Genomic DNA, 16473 nt, shown 5'->3' with positions numbered 1-16473 from the left:
TCAGGCTTTCTTGAGGTGGTAGGATTTGGGGCGCGTCAGGGCGTGGTAGCCCAACTCGGACAGGCCAGCGCCGCGCCCGGTCTGCTTGCAACCGGTCCAGCACAGCGCCGGATCGAGATAGTCGGCCCGGTTCATGAAGACGGTGCCGGTCTCGAGCCGCGCGCCAATGGCCATGGCGGCCTCGGTATCGGCTGTGAAGATCGCCGAGGTGAGGCCATATTGGCAGTCGTTCATCAGCGCGATCGCCTCTTCGTCATCCTTGACCGACATGATGCCGACCACGGGGCCGAAGCTTTCGTCGCGCATCACCCGCATGTCATGGGTCACATCGGTAAGCACCTGCGGCGTCAGATAGGCACCGCCGTCGTCGGCCTCCATCTTCTCGATATGGGCAGTGGCACCCTGCGCCACGGCCTCGTCGATCTGTGCGCGCACCTCGTTGGCAAAGCGCGCATTGGCCATCGGCCCCAGCGTCGTCGCCTTGTCGAGCGGATTGCCGAGCTTCAGCTGGTTCACCCAAGCCACCGCTTTCTCGACAAAGGCATCGTAGAGGCTTTCATGGACATAGATCCGCTCGATCCCGCAGCAGCACTGCCCGGCGTTGAACATCGCGCCATCCATCAGCGTGTCGACGGCGGCGTCGAGGTTGGCGTCATGGCGCACGTAGCCCGGATCCTTGCCGCCAAGCTCGGTCGCGACGCCGGTGAAGGTACCGGCGGCGGCCCGTTCCATCGCCTGACCGCCACCGACGGAGCCGGTGAAGTTGATGAAATCGAAGGCATCCTCGGCGATCAGCGCGCCGGTGGTGTCGTGATCAAGCACGACGTTCAGGAACACGTCCTCGGGCACGCCCGCGGCATTGTAGGCATCGGCGAGATGCTCGCCCACGAGGATGGTCTGGGCCGCGTGCTTGAGGATCACCGCGTTGCCCGCGATCAGCGCGGGCGCGATGGTGTTGTTGGCGGTCATGTAGGGGTAGTTCCACGGCGCCACGACAAAGACCACGCCATGCGGCTCGCGCGCGATCTGGCGCAGGAAGCTTGGGCTGTCCTCGACCACCGTGGACGCCAGCGCCGCGTCGGCGATCTTCGCCATGTGGCTCGCGCGCTCCTTCAGCCCGCCGAACTCACCGCCATAGCGCACCGGGCGGCCCATCTGGTGCGCAAGCTCGGTGACCATGCGGTCCCTCGTGCGTTCGATCTCGTCGATTGCGCCCATCACCAGACGGGTGCGATCGGCCAAGGGGCGAGCGGCCCAAGCCTTCTGGGCGGCGCGGGCGCGGGTCACGGCCTCGCGCGCGGCGTCCAAGCTCAGGCACTCCCGCTCGGCATAGACCGACCCGTCGATGGGAGAGATGCATTTGGTCGTGCTCATCGGTCAGGCCCTTTCAAAGCCGCGGGCGATTTCCCAGTCGGTCACCACCCGGTCGAATTGTTCCAGCTCCCACTCGCCCGCGCGGGCGTAATGGTCCACCACCGCGTCGCCCATGACCTCGCGCAGGAAGGCCGAGCCGTGCAGGTTCTCGACCGCGCGTCGCAAGCTTTGCGGAATATCGCCCGCGCTCGCGTCCTCATAGACGTCGCCGCGCGTCGGCGGGGCCAGCTCCAGCTTGTCCTCTATACCGCGGATGCCCGCCGCCAGCATCGCCGCTTGCGCGAGATAAGGGTTCAGGTCCGAGCCGCCGATGCGGCACTCGATCCGCACGCCCTTGGTCCCCGCCCCGCAGAGCCGGAACCCGGCGGTGCGGTTGTCGACCGACCAGACCGTCTTGGTTGGGGCGAAGGTCCCCTTGGCGAAACGTTTGTAGCTGTTGACGTTGGGGGCGAGGAAATAGGTGTAGTCCGGCGCATAGGCGATCAGCCCCGCGACGTAGTGCTTCATCAGCTTCGACATGCCCAACTCGTCCGAAGCATCCACGAAGGCCGCTTCGCCGCCCCGCCACAGCGATTGGTGCACATGCGACGAGCTGCCGGTCCGGCCCGGGTGCCACTTGGCCAGAAAGCTCGCGGCATGCCCCTGCTGCCAAGCGATCTCCTTGATCGCGTGCTTGGCGATGGTGTGGTGATCGGCGCAGTCGAGAGCCGCGGCATAGCGGATGTTGAGCTCCTGCTGCCCGGCTTCGGCCTCGCCCTTGGTGTTCTCGATCGGCAGACCGGCGGCAAAAAGGTGGTTGCGGATCGGCCGCAGCACGCCTTCGTCCTTGGTGGTCTGAAAGATGTGGTAATCCTCGTTGTAGCCGCCGATCGGCTCCAGATCGCGGAACCCGCTCTTCTCGATCTCGGCAAAGCTTCTGGCGAAGAGAAAGAACTCCAGCTCGGTTGCCATCATCGCCTCGAAGCCCAGCGCCGACAGCCGGTCGATCTGCGCCTTGAGGATGGCGCGCGGCGAATGCGGCACGGGCTGATGCGTGTGGTGGTCGAGCACGTCGCACAGCACCATCGCCGTGCCTTCGAGCCATGGCACCGGGCGGATCGTCGAGAGGTCCGGCTTCATCACATAGTCGCCATAGCCCTCGCGCCAGTTGGTCGCGGCAAAGCCTTCGGAGGTCGACATCTCGAGGTCGGTGGCCAGCAGGTAGTTGCAGCAATGCGTTTCCTCAAACGAGGTCTCGACGAAGTTGGCCGCGTGGAACCTCTTGCCCATCAACCGGCCCTGCATGTCGACAAGGCAGGCCAGAACGGTGTCGATCGCGCCATCCGCGACCTGTCTCTTGAGAACCTCGAAAGTTAGCGTGCCGGGCATCTTGGTATCCATTTCATGAGCCGCGGGGGCGCGCCGTGGCCGCCCCCGCAAGGGGATCAGGCCTGACCGTAGCGGTAGGGCCGTCCGGCCTTCACCATGTCGGCGTTGTACTTCTTGAGGATCTCCACGACCTTGGCCTTGGTCGGGCTTTCGGCCGCGATCTCGTCCCAGAATTTGAGCGCCGCGTCCTCGACGGTCTGCCATTCCTCGTCGGGGATAGTGGTCAGCTCCATCTTCTCGCCGTTGACGCGCAGGCTCGCCTCGCCGCCCCAGTACCACCACTGCCGGTAGTAGTGGGACTGATCCATGCAGACGCGCAGCAGCTCCTGCAGATGCGGCGGCAGCTCCTCCCAACGCTCCATGTTGGCAAAGAACGATCCCGCCCAAGCGCCCGAGATGTTGTTGGTCAGGAAGTAGTTGGTCACGTCGGCCCAGCCGACGGTGTAATCCTCGGTGATGCCCGACCAGGCGATGCCGTCGAGTTCGCCGGTCTGCACCGCGACCTCGATGTCCTCCCACGGCAGGTTCACCGGCACCACGCCGAACTGGCTCAGGAACCGCCCGGCGGTTGGGAAGGTAAAGACGCGCTTGCCTTCGAGGTCCTTGAGACTGCGGATCGGGTCCTTGGTAGCGAAGTGGCACGGATCCCACGCCCCGGCGCTGATGTGCTTTACGCCTAGCCTGGAATACTCCTCGTCCCAGATCTCGTTGAGACCGTACTGGTTGAACAGCACCGGCACGTCGAGGCTGTAGCGCGAGGCGAAGGGAAAGTAGCCGCCGAAGACCGTGACGTCGGTGGGCGAGGCCATGGAATCGTCGTCCGACTGCACCGCGTCGATGGTGCCGCGCTGCATCGCTTGGAACAGCTCGCCCGTAGGCACCAGCTGGTCGGCGAAGTAGAGCTCGATCTGCATCTCGTCGCCGGCGATCTTGTTGAAGCTGTCGATCGCGGGCTTGACGACATGCTCGGCCAGCGCGGCCCCGGCATAGGTCTGCAAGCGCCATGTGATCTTGGACTGTGCCAGCGCGGGTGTGGCCAGACCGGCGGCGGGCAGCACGGCCGCCCCTCGGATGAATCCGCGTCTCGTGGTCATCTCGTCTCTCCTTGCTGTTGATTGGACGGCCGGCTTTGCGGCTCTTTTATTCAATCGGCGTAGACGTAGTCGGGCAGCCAGGTCGCGATGCCGGGCACCAGCATGACGAGGACCAGCGCCAACACCATCACCATGACAAAGGGCGTGATCGACGCATAGATGTCGCGCAGCCCGATTTCCGGCGGGGCCATGGCCCGCATCAGGAACAGGTTGTAGCCAAAAGGCGGGGTCATATAGGCGATCTGCGTCGTGATCGTGTAAAGGATCCCGTACCAGATCAGGTCGAACCCCAGCGCCCCCACCAGCGGCACGTAGAGCGGCGCCACGATGACCAGCATCGCCGTGTCGTCGAGAAACGTCCCCATCAGGATGAAGCTCAGCTGCATCAGGATCAGGATCATCCAGGGGCTGAGGTTCAGCCGCTCGGTGAACAGCCCTTCGATCGCCTTGACCGCGCCCAGCCCGTCGAACACCGCGCCGAAGGCCAGCGCCGCGAGGATGATCCACATGAACATGCAGGTGATCCCGAGCGTGTTGCGCACCGAGTTCTCGAACACCTCGCGCGTCATCCGCCCCTTAAGCACCGCCGCGAGGAACGCCGCCAGCGCGCCGATGGCCGAGCTTTCGACGAGCGAGGTCCAACCGTTTACGAAGGGCACCATCATCGCGGCGAAGATCACCAGCGGCAGGACGCCCGCGCGCAGCAGGCGCAGCTTCTCGGCGCGCGGAATGTCGCGCTCAGCGGCGTCGAGTACGGGACCGAGGATCGGGTTCTTCCAGCAGCGGATCGTGATGTAGGCGATGAACATCGCTGCCATCATCAGCCCCGGCACCACGCCCGCGAGCCACAGCTGCCCGACCGGCTGGCGCGCGATCATCGCGTAGAGAACCAGCACCACCGATGGCGGCACGAGGATGCCCAAGGATGATCCGGCCTGGATCACCCCCGTCACCATGCGTTTGTCGTAGCCGCGTTTGAGAAGCTCGGGCAGCGCGATGGTCGAGCCGATCGCCATCCCCGCCACCGACAGCCCGTTCATCGCCGAGATCAGCACCATCAGCCCGATCGTGCCGACCGCGAGACCACCACGCAGCCCGCCCATCCAGACGTGGAACATCTTGTAGAGATCGTCGGCGATGCGGCTTTCGCTCAGCACGTAGCCCATGAAGATGAACATCGGCAGCGTCAGAAGCGGATACCACTTCATCAGCTTCATCGCCGCCGAGAAGCCAAGGTCGTAGCCGCCCCGGTCGCCCCAGAGAAACAGCGCCGCGATCACCGCGACGAAGCCGATGGCGCCGAACACCCGCTGCCCGGTGAGAAGCATCAGCATCATCGTCGCGAACATCAGCGTCGCGATCACCTCGTAGGACATCAGATCGCCTCGCCCTTGAGCCGCAGCACGTCTTTCAGCAGCTCGGATACGCATTGCAGCAGCATCAGGAAGATGCCGATCACCATGATCGCCTTGATCGGCCAGAGCGGCGGCCGCCACGCCGTGGGCGAGGTTTCCATGCGGCCGACCTCTTCGCTGCCGGTCACCAGCCCGGCAAAGAACGACAATGGCTCGCTGCCCCAGTAGCCCAGCGAATAGGCGGTCGAACCGATGGCACCGTAAAGCAGAACCCCAAGGTAGAAGATCAGGAACAGCACGGTGATCAGATCGGCCCAGGCCTTCCTGCGCAACGACCATTCGCCATAGAGCAGGTCCATCCGTACGTTCGAGCCAAGCTGGATCGAATAGGGCCCGCCGAGGATATAATAGGCGACCATCACGAACTGCGCCATTTCCAGCGTCCAGAGCGATGGCAGGAAGAAGGTCTTGCTGATGGACGACCACAGCAGCACCGCCATCAGCACGAAGATCCCGTACATCACGATACGCCCGAGCCGGTGGTTCACCGCGTCGATGCCCCGGATATAGCCGCGCATCAGCCCGGTCATGCCGTCCCGCCCCGCATTTCGGACAGGGCCCTGCGCAACCAGTCCGACAGCACCTCGGCCATGGACGCCTGTTGATCATCGCTCTCGATGAGATCGTTGCGGATCTCGATCATCACGTTCAAATGCCCGCCGGGGAGCGCGTGCTCCTTGAGGGTATGGGTCACGCCGTCCTGTGGCCCGTAGGGCGCGTTGCGTTGCACGTTCCATCTGCCCTGCACCGCCGCCACCCCGAGCATCGCGTCGGCGAGCCGCGCGTCGCTGTCGTGTAGCACGCCGATCTCGACTTCACGCCGAACCCCGTCGAAAACCGGGGTAAAGCTGTGCAGCGTCACGATGACCGGCGCGCGACGCGTGGTGAGCATGCGCGCCAGATCGGCCCGGAACGGCTCGTAATAGCTGCGCACACGATCGGCGCGGGCCTGAGCATCGAGGCCTGCGTTTCCCGGCACGCGGATGCGTTCGCTCTGGGTCGGCATGGCGTCGGGCGCCACGGGCGGGCGGTTGCAATCATAGACAAGCCGCGAGACGCCGCTGGCCACCAGCACCGCATCGAGGCTCCGGGACATCCGCCGTGCAACGGCGAAGGCCCCCGGATCCCACGCCGCATGGCTCAAGAGGTCCGCCTCGGCGAGGCCGAGCCCGTTGAGAGATGCAGGGATATAGGGCGAGGCATGCTCACAGACGAGCACCAGTTCCGATCCTGCATCGGGGCGGATAACCTGCGAGATTTCATGTAGTTGCGGTGACTGGCTCATGGACGTCCGCTCCCCGTTCCTCCCAACATTCGGGCTGCCCTCGGCATGTGTCAACAAATTTCTGTAACTTTTGGTACACTCAGGGTAGAGCTGTAATGAAAGCCAATGATCGAGGCAGTGGCATGGCAATCGAGGATCTGACGATCGCGGATCGTATCCAGAAACAGCTCGACGCCCTGACGCGGGCCGAACGGCAACTGGCCTATGCGATCCTCGAAAACTACCCGGCCAGTGGCCTCGGGCCGCTGTCGGCACTCGCCAAGGACGCCGAGGTGTCCGGACCGACGGTGCTGCGCATGGTTCAGAAACTGGGCTTTGGCAGCTACCCCGAGTTTCAGGCCGAACTGCGCGAGGAGTTGCGCGCCAAGGCCAAGAACCCGATCGCCAAGCACGACACATGGGCCGAGGGCGCGCCGTCGGCGCATATCCTAAACCGCTTTACCGACGCGGTGATCGACAACATCCGCCATTCACTGGCCCAGATCGACCCGGAGGCCTTTGACGCGGCTTGCGCGCTCATCGCTGATACGTCGCGCGCGGTGCAAATCGTGGGCGGGCGCATCTCTCACACACTGGCGGAATACCTCTACCTGCACATGCAGGTGATCCGCCCCGGCGTGACGCATATACAATCGACCTCGAATACCTGGCCGCATTACCTGCTGGACGCCGAAGCCGGCGATGTCTTCGTGATCTTCGACATGCGCCGCTATGAGAACAACACGCTCAAGCTCGCCGAACTCGCCAAGGAGCGCGGTGCGAAGATTATTCTGTTCACCGATCAATGGCGCTCGCCCATTCACACGATGTCGGATGTCTGCTTCAGCAGCCGCATCGTCGTGCCATCTGCTTGGGATTCGGCTGCGACGCCTTTGCTGCTGGTCGAGAGCATGATCTCGGCGGTTCAAGCGCAACTCTGGGACTCCACGCGCAGCCGGATGGAGAGCCTCGAAGAGATGTTCGACAGCACCAAGCTGTTTCGCAAGTTCACCTGAGAAACCGCCCCACCCCCGGACCGGCTCGAGGCCGGTGCACAGATCCAGCAGCGCTCCATCAACGAAAAGGCCCCCGCCGATCTCTCGGCGGGGGCCTTGCTGTCTTGTCGGAGCCCTTGGGCCCTGGATCGCTTACCAGTCCTCGCGGACCACGGTGCGGGTCTTGATCGGCAGCTTCATCGCGGCAAGGCGCAGGGCCTCACGTGCGACGCTTTCGCTGACGCCGTCGATCTCGAACATCACGCGGCCCGGCTTGACCTTGGCGGCCCAGAAATCGACCGAACCCTTACCCTTACCCATCCGGACTTCGGTGGGCTTGGAGGTCACGGGCGTGTCCGGGAAGATCCGGATCCAGACCCGGCCCTGACGCTTCATGTGACGGGTCAGAGCGCGGCGAGCCGCCTCGATCTGACGCGCCGTGATGCGCTCGGGCTGGACGGCCTTGAGGCCGAAGGAGCCGAAGTCCAGGTTGAAGCCGCCCTTGGCCTCACCATGGATGCGGCCTTTGTGCTGCTTGCGGAACTTAGTGCGCTTCGGTTGAAGCATGTCTCAGCCCTCCCTTACCGGCGGCCGCCGGCGCCGCGGGGCACGGGGCCCTCTTGCAGCTCGGCCTGTTTACGGTCACGCGCCTGCGGATCATGTTCCATGATCTCGCCTTTGAAGATCCAGACCTTGATCCCGATGATGCCATAGGGGGTCACGGCTTCGGACAGCGCATAGTCGATGTCGGCGCGCAGCGTGTGCAGCGGCACCCGGCCCTCGCGGTACCATTCGGTCCGCGCGATCTCGGCACCGCCGAGACGACCGGCGACGTTCACACGGATGCCCAGGGCCCCCATGCGCATCGCGTTCTGCACCGCACGCTTCATCGCGCGACGGAACGACACCCGGCGCTCGAGCTGCTGGGCGATGGACTCGCCCACCAGAGCGGCGTCGAGCTCGGGCTTGCGGACCTCAACGATATTGAGGTGCAGCTCGGACTTCGTCAGGTTCGCCAGCTTCTTGCGCAGCGTCTCGATGTCCGCGCCTTTCTTGCCGATGATGACGCCCGGGCGCGCGGCGTGAATCGTGACCCGGCACTTGCGGTGCGGGCGTTCGATGATCACGCGGCTGATGCCGGCCTGCTTGGCTTCCGTCTTGATGAAGTCCTTGATCTTAAGGTCTTCGAGAAGAAGATCGCCATAGTCCTTGGTGTCGGCGTACCAGCGGCTGTCCCAGGTCCGGTTGACCTGGAGCCGCATGCCGACGGGATTGACCTTGTTACCCATTAGGCTTGCTCCTCGACCTGACGAACCGTGATGGTGAGTTCCGAGAACGGCTTGACGATCTTGCCGAACCGGCCACGAGCCCGCGGACGACCGCGCTTCATGATCAGGTTCTTGCCAACCCAAGCTTCGGCGACGACGAGTTCGTCGACATCGAGGTTGTGGTTGTTCTCGGCGTTCGCGATCGCGGACTGCAGGCACTTCTTGACGTCGGCGGCGATGCGCTTCTTCGAGAAGGTCAGGTCCGTGAGGGCCTTCTCTACCTTCTTGCCGCGGATCATCGCGGCAACGAGGTTGAGCTTCTGCGGGCTGGTGCGCAGCATCCGGGTCTTGGCCATCGCCTCGTTGTCGGCGACGCGGCGGGGATTCTTGTCCTTGCTCATGGCTTACTTCCGCTTCGCTTTTTTATCAGCGGCGTGACCGGTGTAGGTCCGCGTCGGCGAATACTCACCGAACTTCTGACCGATCATGTCTTCGCTGACGTTGACGGGGATGTGCTTGCGACCGTTGTACACACCGAACGTCAGACCCACGAACTGGGGCAGAATCGTCGAACGGCGCGACCAGATCTTGATCACTTCGTTGCGGCCGGACTCGCGCGACGCTTCGGCTTTCTTAAGCACGTAAGCATCGACGAAAGGGCCTTTCCAAACAGAACGAGCCATGTGTTAACGGCCTTTCTTGCGAGCGTGGCGCGAACGAAGGATGAGCTTCGACGACGCCTTGTTCTTGTCACGGGTGCGCGCACCCTTGGTCGGCTTACCCCAGGGGGTGACCGGGTGACGGCCGCCCGAGGTCCGACCTTCACCACCGCCGTGCGGGTGATCGATCGGGTTCATCGCGACGCCGCGGACCGCGGGACGCTTGCCGAAGTGGCGGTTGCGACCGGCCTTGCCGAGGTTCTGGTTCGAGTGGTCCGCGTTCGAGACCGCGCCGACCGTCGCCATGCACTCCTGACGCACGAGACGCAGCTCGCCCGAGGAGAGACGGATCTGGGCGTAGCCGCCATCGCGACCGACGAACTGGGCATAGGTGCCCGCCGAGCGTGCGATCTGGCCACCCTTGCCGGGCTTCATCTCGATGTTGTGGACGATCGTACCGATCGGCATGCCCGAGAAGGGCATCGCGTTGCCGGGCTTGACGTCGACCTTGGCGCCAGCGACGACCTTGTCGCCGATCGAGACGCGCTGCGGCGCCAGGATGTAGGCCTGCTCGCCGTCTTCGTACTGGATCAGCGCGATGAAGGCGGTCCGGTTGGGGTCGTACTCGATGCGGGCGATGACGGCCTGCATGTCGAATTTGTTACGCTTGAAATCGACGATCCGGTAGAGGCGCTTCGCACCACCACCACGACGACGCATCGTGATCCGTCCGGTGTTGTTCCGGCCGCCCGACTTCGTCAGACCCTCGGTGAGGGCCTTGACGGGGCGTCCTTTCCAAAGCTCCGAACGGTCGATCAGCACCAGCCCGCGCTGGCCCGGCGTCGTCGGCTTGTACGACTTTAGTGCCATGCTTGTGTCTTCCGTTGCTTTGCGGGCGATCCCGAATGGATGGCCCGGTTGTGTTTAGGGCCCCGAAGGTCCCCGGCTTGTCGTAAATAAGGAGCGGCCCCGGACGAATCCGGGGCCGCGCCGATGGGGTCAACTATTAGAGACCGGTCGAGACGTCAATGCTGTTGCCCTCTTCGAGCGTCACATAGGCCTTCTTGACATCGCGGCGGGTGCCGAGAGTGCCCCGGAACCGCTTGACCTTGCCCTTGGTGACGACGGTGTTGACCGCTTTCACCTTGACCGAGAACAGGGCCTCGACGGCTTCCTTGATCTGCGGCTTGTTGGCGTCGATCGCCACCTCGAAGACCACCGCGTTGGCTTCGGACGCCAAGGTTGCCTTCTCGGTGATGATCGGCTTGCGGATCACGTCGTAGTGTTCGGGTTTCGCGCTCATTTCAGGCGAGCCTCCAGAGCTTCGACAGCCGCTTTGGTGAGCACGAGCGTGTCACTGCGCAGGATGTCGTAGACGTTGGCACCCATCGAGGGCAGCACGTCCAGGTTGGCGATGTTGCGCGCGGCCTGGGCGAAGCCCTCGTTGATCGCCGCGGCGTCGATGACCAGCGCCCGCTTCCAGCCGAGGTTCGCGACCTGCTTGGCGAGAACCGAGGTCTTGCCCTCGGTCTCGATGCTGTCGAGAACCACCAGCTCACCAGCCTTCAGCTTCGCCGAGAGGGCGTGCTTGAGGCCGAGCTTGCGGAACTTCTTGGTCAGCTCGTGCTCGTGGCTGCGGGGCGTCGGGCCCTTGTAGATACCACCGTGACGGAAGATCGGCGCGCCCTTGGAGCCGTGGCGTGCGCCACCGGTGCCCTTCTGGCGATAGATCTTCTTGGTCGAGTAGCTGACCTCGGAGCGGCCCAGCGTCGAGTGCGTGCCCTGCTGGGTACGCGCACGCTGCCAGCGGACGACTCGGTGCAGAATGTCGGCGCGCGGTTCGAGACCGAAGATCGCGTCGTCGAGATCGACGGAACCCGCGGAGGCGCCGTCCAGCTTGATCGCATCAGCCTTCATTGTTCTCACCCTTCTCAGCGGTGTCGATCGCGGCCTGCTCGGCCTCGGCGGCTGCCTTGGCGGCGGCTTCCTCGGCGGCGTGGGCCTCGGCGGCGGCCTCGTCGGCGAGACGCTTGGCTTCGTCGGCATGGCTACGCAGGCCGGCGGGGAACACGACGTTCTCGCCGGTCGGCTTCTTCACGGCGTCCTTGACCGTGACCCAGCCGCCCTTGCCGCCCGGCACGGCGCCCTTGACCATGATCAGGCCACGGTCGGCGTCGGTCTTGATGACCTGGAGGTTCTGGGTGGTCACGCGGGCGGCGCCCATGTGGCCAGCCATCTTCTTGCCCTTGAACACCTTGCCCGGGTCCTGACACTGGCCGGTCGAACCGTGGCTACGGTGCGACACGGACACGCCGTGGGACGCGCGCAGACCGCCGAAGTTGTGGCGCTTCATCGCACCGGCAAAACCTTTACCGATGGAGACGCCCGACACGTCGACGTACTGGCCTTCGAAGTAGTGCGCGGCGATGATTTCCTCGCCCACTTCGATCAGGTTCTCAGGGGCCACGCGGAACTCCGCGACCTTGCGCTTGGGCTCGACCTTGGCGGCGGCGAAGTGACCGCGCATCGGTGCGCTAGTGCGCTTGGCCTTGGCAGTGCCGGCGCCGAGCTGAACGGCGGTGTAGCCGTCACGCTCGATCGTGCGCTGTGCTACGACCTGCAGGTTGTCGAGCTGGAGCACGGTCACGGGGACCTGCTTGCCGTCCTCGAGGAAAAGACGGGTCATGCCCACCTTCTTGGCGATGATTCCGGAACGCAACATCGTCACCCCCCTCAGACCTTGATTTCGACGTCGACGCCGGCGGCCAGGTCGAGCTTCATCAGCGCGTCCACGGTCTGCGGGGTCGGATCGACGATGTCGAGCAGCCGCTTGTGCGTGCGGATCTCGAACTGGTCACGGGATTTCTTGTCGATGTGCGGTCCACGGAGAACCGTGAACTTCTCGATCTTGTTCGGCAGCGGGATCGGCCCGCGGACCGAGGCGCCGGTGCGCTTGGCGGTGCTGACGATCTCGGCGGTGCTGGCATCCAGCACGCGATAATCGAAAGCCTTGAGCCGGATGCGGATATTCTGGCTTTGGGCGGCCATGTTAGTCCCCTTCAAGGGTTCGGGTTGAGAGGTCGGCCGGGCGGTATTGCCGGTCCACGTCGAACCCGTCGGAAAAGTGGTACGGGGCGGGCATTACACCCGCCCCGCGGCGACGTCCACTGGGGGCGTCGTTACTCGACGATTTTCGACACCACGCCGGCGCCGACGGTGCGGCCGCCTTCACGGATGGCGAAGCGCAGGCCGTCTTCCATGGCGATGGGGGCGATCAGCTCGACGTTGAACTTCAGGTTGTCGCCGGGCATCACCATCTCGGTGCCCTCGGGGAGGACAACGGTGCCGGTGACGTCGGTGGTGCGGAAGTAGAACTGCGGACGGTAGTTCGCGAAGAACGGGGTGTGACGACCGCCTTCTTCCTTGGTGAGGATGTAGGCCTCGGCCTCGAACTTGGTGTGCGGCAGAACCGACTTGGGCTTGCACAGCACCTGGCCGCGCTCGACGCCTTCGCGGTCGATGCCGCGCAGCAGCACGCCGACGTTGTCGCCGGCTTCACCGCGGTCGAGCAGCTTGCGGAACATCTCGACGCCGGTGCAGGTCGACTTCTTGGTGTCGCGGATGCCGACGATCTCGATCTCGTCGCCGACGTTGATCACGCCGCGCTCGACGCGACCGGTCACCACCGTGCCACGGCCGGAGATCGAGAACACGTCCTCGATCGGCATCAGGAACGGCAGGTCCACGGCGCGGGCCGGGGTCGGGATGTACTCGTCCACGGCCGCCATCAGCGCCTTGATCGACTCTTCGCCGATTTCCGGCTGGGTGCCGTTCATCGCGTGCAGGGCCGAGCCCTTGACGATCGGGATGTCGTCGCCCGGGTAGTCGTAGGACGACAGCAGCTCGCGGATTTCCATCTCGACGAGCTCGAGCAGCTCCTCGTCATCCACCTGGTCGACCTTGTTCATGTAGACGACCATGTAGGGGATGCCCACCTGGCGGCCGAGCAGGATATGCTCGCGCGTCTGAGGCATCGGGCCGTCGGCGGCGTTCACCACGAGGATCGCGCCGTCCATCTGGGCGGCACCGGTGATCATGTTCTTGACGTAGTCGGCGTGGCCGGGGCAGTCGACGTGGGCGTAGTGACGGCTCTCGGTCTCGTACTCGACGTGCGCGGTCGAGATGGTGATGCCGCGGGCCTTCTCTTCGGGCGCGCCGTCGATCTGGTCGTAGGCGCGGAAGTCACCGAAGTACTTGGTGATCGCGGCGGTCAGGGTGGTCTTGCCGTGGTCCACGTGACCGATGGTCCCGATGTTCACGTGCGGCTTGTTACGTTCGAACTTTGCCTTCGCCATGATAGGCTCCTTCAAATTTGTCTGGCGTCGTGATGGCGGGGCCCGGGGGCCCCGCCGACCGTCACGCGTATTTCTTCTGAATCTCGTCCGAGATGTTCTGCGGCACCGGCTCGTAGTGATCGAACTGCATCGAGAACTGGGCGCGACCGGAGGTCATGGACCGCAGCGTGTTGATGTAGCCGAACATGTTGGCCAGCGGCACGAAGGCGGTGATCACGTTGGCGTTGCCGCGCGTGTCCTGCCCCTGCACCTGACCCCGACGCGAGGTCAGGTCACCGATGACACCACCGGTGTACTCTTCGGGCGTCAGCACCTCGACCTTCATCATCGGCTCGAGCAGCTTGGCGCCGGCCTTGCGGAGACCTTCACGCATGCACATGCGCGAGGCGATCTCGAAGGCGAGGACCGAGGAGTCCACGTCGTGGAACTTGCCGTCCAGCAGCTCGACCTTGAAGTCGATCACGGGGAAGCCTGCGAGCGGACCGGAGTCCATCACCGACTTGATGCCCTTTTCGACGCCCGGGACGTATTCCTTGGGCACCGCACCACCGACGATCTTGCTGTCGAAGGAGTAGCCCTCGCCCGGCTCGGTCGGCAGGATGTTGAGCTTCACCTCGGCGAACTGGCCCGAACCACCCGACTGTTTCTTGTGGGTGTAGGTGTGCTCCACGGCGTGACCGATGGTCTCGCGGTAGGCCACCTGTGGCGCGCCGATGTTCGCTTCGACCTTGAACTCCCGCTTGAGGCGGTCGACCAGAATGTCGAGGTGAAGTTCGCCCATGCCCTTCATGATCGTCTGGCCCGACTCGATGTCGGTTTCGACGCGGAAGGACGGGTCTTCGGCGGCAAGCCGCTGCAGACCGGCGGACATCTTCTCCTGGTCGGCCTTGGTCTTGGGCTCGACGGCGATCTCGATGACCGGATCGGGGAAGGTCATGGTCTCGAGGACGACCTGGTTCTGGGGATCACACAGCGTGTCGCCAGTCGTGGTTTCCTTGAGGCCGGCGAGCGCGATGATGTCGCCCGCAAACGCTTCTTCGATCTCTTCGCGGTTGATGGCGTGCATCATCATCATCCGACCGACACGCTCGCGCTTACCCTTGGTCGAGTTCATCATGGTGTCGCCCTTCTTCACCACGCCCGAATAGACGCGGGTGAAGGTCAGCGAACCGACGAAGGGGTCGTTCATGATCTTGAACGCCAGGCCCGAGAAGGGCTCGGAGTCGTCGGCATGACGCGCGATGTTACGCTCTTCGGTCTCGTCGTCCGGCGAGAAGCCCATGTAGGCGGGCACGTCGAGCGGCGAGGGCAGGAAGTCGATGACGGCGTTCAGGAGGGGCTGGACGCCCTTGTTCTTGAACGCGGAGCCAGCGGCCACCGGCACGAAGGACAGCGACAGCGTGCCCTTGCGGATCAGGCTGCGCAGGGTCGGCTCGTCGGGCTCTTTGCCTTCGAGATAGTCTTCCATCGCAGCATCGTCCTGCTCGACGGCGTTCTCGATCAGCGTGGCGCGCCATTCGTCAGCGACATCCTGAAGCTCGGCACGGATCGGACGACGAACCCAGCTTGCGCCGAGGTCTTCACCTTCCCAAACCCACTCTTCCATCTTGATCAGGTCGACGATGCCCTCGAGCTTGTCCTCGGCGCCGATCGGCAGAGCGATCGGAACCGGAGTCGCGCCGGTGCGGTCCTTGATCATCTTCACGCAGTTGAAGAAGTCGGCGCCGATCTTGTCCATCTTGTTGACGAACACGATCCGCGGAACCTTGTAGCGGTCGGCCTGACGCCAGACGGTCTCGGTCTGCGGCTCGACACCAGCGTTGGCGTCGAGAAGACAGATTGCACCGTCGAGCACCGCCAGCGAACGCTCGACTTCGATGGTGAAGTCGACGTGGCCGGGGGTGTCGATGATGTTGAAGCGGTACTTCGTGTCCGAAGTGCCCTCGAGAGTCGGATCTTCCTGACGCTGCCAGAAGGTGGTGGTAGCGGCGGACGTGATCGTGATCCCGCGCTCCTGCTCCTGCTCCATCCAGTCCATGGTCGCGGCGCCGTCATGGACTTCGCCGATCTTGTGGGACTTGCCGGTGTAGAAGAGGATCCGCTCGGTCGTGGTGGTCTTGCCGGCATCGATGTGGGCCATGATGCCGAAGTTACGGTAGCGCTGCAGCTGATAGTCGCGTGCCATGTCTGGACTCCTTCCCGCTTACCAGCGGTAGTGGCTGAACGCCTTGTTGGCGTCGGCCATCTTGTGGGTGTCTTCGCGCTTCTTCACCGCGGTGCCGCGGCCGTTCACTGCGTCGAGCAGCTCGCCGGCCAGGCGCTCTTCCATGGTGTTCTCGTTGCGCTTGGCGCTGGCATCGATGAGCCAACGGATCGCCAGCGCTTCGCGGCGCTCGGGGCGGACCTCGACGGGGACCTGGTAGGTCGCACCACCGACGCGGCGCGAACGCACCTCGACCGACGGCTTGATGTTGTCGAGGGCCTCGTGGAAGACTTCCACCGGCTCTTTCTTCAGGCGGGTCTCGACCCGCTCGAAGGCGTTGTAGACGATCCGTTCGGCAACGGCTTTTTTGCCGTCGATCATCAGATTGTTCATGAACTTCGTGACGACCCGGTCGCCGAACTTGGCATCGGGCAGAATTTCACGTTTCTCGGCGGCGTGACGACGCGACATGGCGCTC

At 64.2% G+C, this 16473-nt stretch carries 19 protein-coding genes; 1 reads left to right on the top strand and 18 read right to left on the bottom strand.

The window, feature by feature from the left end:
- Genes AADJ02_RS01020 through AADJ02_RS00995 form a run of 6 tightly spaced genes read right to left on the bottom strand, consistent with a single transcriptional unit; the run spans window position 1 to window position 6536 of the window.
- Window positions 1-1374 (bottom strand): aldehyde dehydrogenase family protein, encoded by a 1374-nt coding sequence (locus tag AADJ02_RS01020; protein WP_341211132.1) that lies wholly within the window; start codon window positions 1372-1374, stop codon window positions 1-3.
- Window positions 1375-1377: 3 nt separating this feature from the next.
- The gene (locus AADJ02_RS01015) at window positions 1378-2742 is read right to left on the bottom strand and encodes a glutamine synthetase family protein (RefSeq protein WP_341211131.1); all 1365 of its coding nucleotides are present in this window, start codon (window positions 2740-2742) and stop codon (window positions 1378-1380) included.
- Window positions 2743-2798: 56 nt separating this feature from the next.
- Window positions 2799-3836 carry a TRAP transporter substrate-binding protein gene (locus AADJ02_RS01010; protein WP_341211130.1) on the bottom strand — a complete coding sequence of 346 codons (1038 nt, stop codon included), beginning with the start codon at window positions 3834-3836 and terminating at the stop codon, window positions 2799-2801.
- A gap of 50 nt (window positions 3837-3886) precedes the next feature.
- Window positions 3887-5212, bottom strand: a complete 1326-nt coding sequence (locus AADJ02_RS01005) for a TRAP transporter large permease subunit (protein ID WP_341211129.1) — start codon at window positions 5210-5212, stop codon at window positions 3887-3889.
- Complete coding sequence (locus AADJ02_RS01000) at window positions 5212-5781, bottom strand: TRAP transporter small permease subunit (RefSeq protein ID WP_341211128.1); 570 nt, start codon at window positions 5779-5781, stop codon at window positions 5212-5214. The genes AADJ02_RS01005 and AADJ02_RS01000 overlap by 1 nt, the downstream gene beginning before the upstream one ends.
- A complete protein-coding gene (locus tag AADJ02_RS00995; RefSeq protein ID WP_341211127.1) occupies window positions 5778-6536 on the bottom strand; it encodes an N-formylglutamate amidohydrolase in 759 nt (252 codons plus the stop codon). The genes AADJ02_RS01000 and AADJ02_RS00995 overlap by 4 nt, the downstream gene beginning before the upstream one ends.
- Window positions 6537-6658: 122 nt before the next feature.
- Between AADJ02_RS00995 and AADJ02_RS00990 the strand changes: the two genes are divergently transcribed.
- Complete coding sequence (locus AADJ02_RS00990; RefSeq protein WP_341211126.1) at window positions 6659-7531, top strand: MurR/RpiR family transcriptional regulator; 873 nt, start codon at window positions 6659-6661, stop codon at window positions 7529-7531.
- 132 nt (window positions 7532-7663) lie between these two features.
- Here the strand turns inward: AADJ02_RS00990 and rplP are convergent, their stop codons facing one another.
- From rplP to rpsG, 12 genes are all read right to left on the bottom strand, one after another.
- Complete coding sequence (rplP, locus tag AADJ02_RS00985) at window positions 7664-8077, bottom strand: 50S ribosomal protein L16 (RefSeq protein WP_021693203.1); 414 nt, start codon at window positions 8075-8077, stop codon at window positions 7664-7666.
- Window positions 8078-8091: 14 nt separating this feature from the next.
- A complete protein-coding gene (gene rpsC, locus AADJ02_RS00980; RefSeq protein ID WP_341211125.1) occupies window positions 8092-8799 on the bottom strand; it encodes a 30S ribosomal protein S3 in 708 nt (235 codons plus the stop codon).
- Entirely contained in the window at window positions 8799-9179 is a 381-nt protein-coding gene (gene rplV, locus AADJ02_RS00975; RefSeq protein WP_021693205.1) for a 50S ribosomal protein L22, read from the bottom strand. The genes rpsC and rplV overlap by 1 nt, the downstream gene beginning before the upstream one ends.
- Window positions 9180-9182: 3 nt before the next feature.
- A complete protein-coding gene (gene rpsS / locus AADJ02_RS00970) occupies window positions 9183-9461 on the bottom strand; it encodes a 30S ribosomal protein S19 (protein ID WP_021693206.1) in 279 nt (92 codons plus the stop codon).
- 3 nt (window positions 9462-9464) lie between these two features.
- The gene (gene rplB / locus AADJ02_RS00965; protein ID WP_341211124.1) at window positions 9465-10307 is read right to left on the bottom strand and encodes a 50S ribosomal protein L2; all 843 of its coding nucleotides are present in this window, start codon (window positions 10305-10307) and stop codon (window positions 9465-9467) included.
- Between the two features lie 136 nt (window positions 10308-10443).
- Entirely contained in the window at window positions 10444-10740 is a 297-nt protein-coding gene (locus tag AADJ02_RS00960) for a 50S ribosomal protein L23 (protein WP_341211123.1), read from the bottom strand.
- Window positions 10737-11354: a 50S ribosomal protein L4 gene (gene rplD / locus AADJ02_RS00955; RefSeq protein ID WP_341211122.1), complete on the bottom strand. Its 618-nt coding sequence runs from the start codon at window positions 11352-11354 to the stop codon at window positions 10737-10739. The genes AADJ02_RS00960 and rplD overlap by 4 nt, the downstream gene beginning before the upstream one ends.
- Window positions 11344-12159, bottom strand: coding sequence for a 50S ribosomal protein L3 (gene rplC / locus AADJ02_RS00950; RefSeq protein ID WP_341211121.1), 816 nt, complete (start codon window positions 12157-12159; stop codon window positions 11344-11346). The genes rplD and rplC overlap by 11 nt, the downstream gene beginning before the upstream one ends.
- An 11-nt stretch (window positions 12160-12170) precedes the next feature.
- On the bottom strand, window positions 12171-12485 hold the full coding sequence (gene rpsJ / locus AADJ02_RS00945; protein WP_021693211.1) for a 30S ribosomal protein S10: 315 nt from the start codon (window positions 12483-12485) through the stop codon (window positions 12171-12173).
- A 131-nt stretch (window positions 12486-12616) separates the two neighbouring features.
- Window positions 12617-13792 carry an elongation factor Tu gene (gene tuf / locus AADJ02_RS00940; RefSeq protein ID WP_341211109.1) on the bottom strand — a complete coding sequence of 392 codons (1176 nt, stop codon included), beginning with the start codon at window positions 13790-13792 and terminating at the stop codon, window positions 12617-12619.
- A 61-nt stretch (window positions 13793-13853) separates the two neighbouring features.
- Window positions 13854-15977 carry an elongation factor G gene (fusA, locus tag AADJ02_RS00935; protein WP_341211120.1) on the bottom strand — a complete coding sequence of 708 codons (2124 nt, stop codon included), beginning with the start codon at window positions 15975-15977 and terminating at the stop codon, window positions 13854-13856.
- A gap of 18 nt (window positions 15978-15995) precedes the next feature.
- Window positions 15996-16466 carry a 30S ribosomal protein S7 gene (gene rpsG, locus AADJ02_RS00930; protein WP_021695124.1) on the bottom strand — a complete coding sequence of 157 codons (471 nt, stop codon included), beginning with the start codon at window positions 16464-16466 and terminating at the stop codon, window positions 15996-15998.
- Window positions 16467-16473 lie beyond the last annotated feature (7 nt).

Source organism: uncultured Limimaricola sp. (assembly GCF_964022235.1).
Lineage (GTDB): Bacteria > Pseudomonadota > Alphaproteobacteria > Rhodobacterales > Rhodobacteraceae > Limimaricola.
This window is presented reverse-complemented; position numbering and strand designations above follow the sequence as displayed.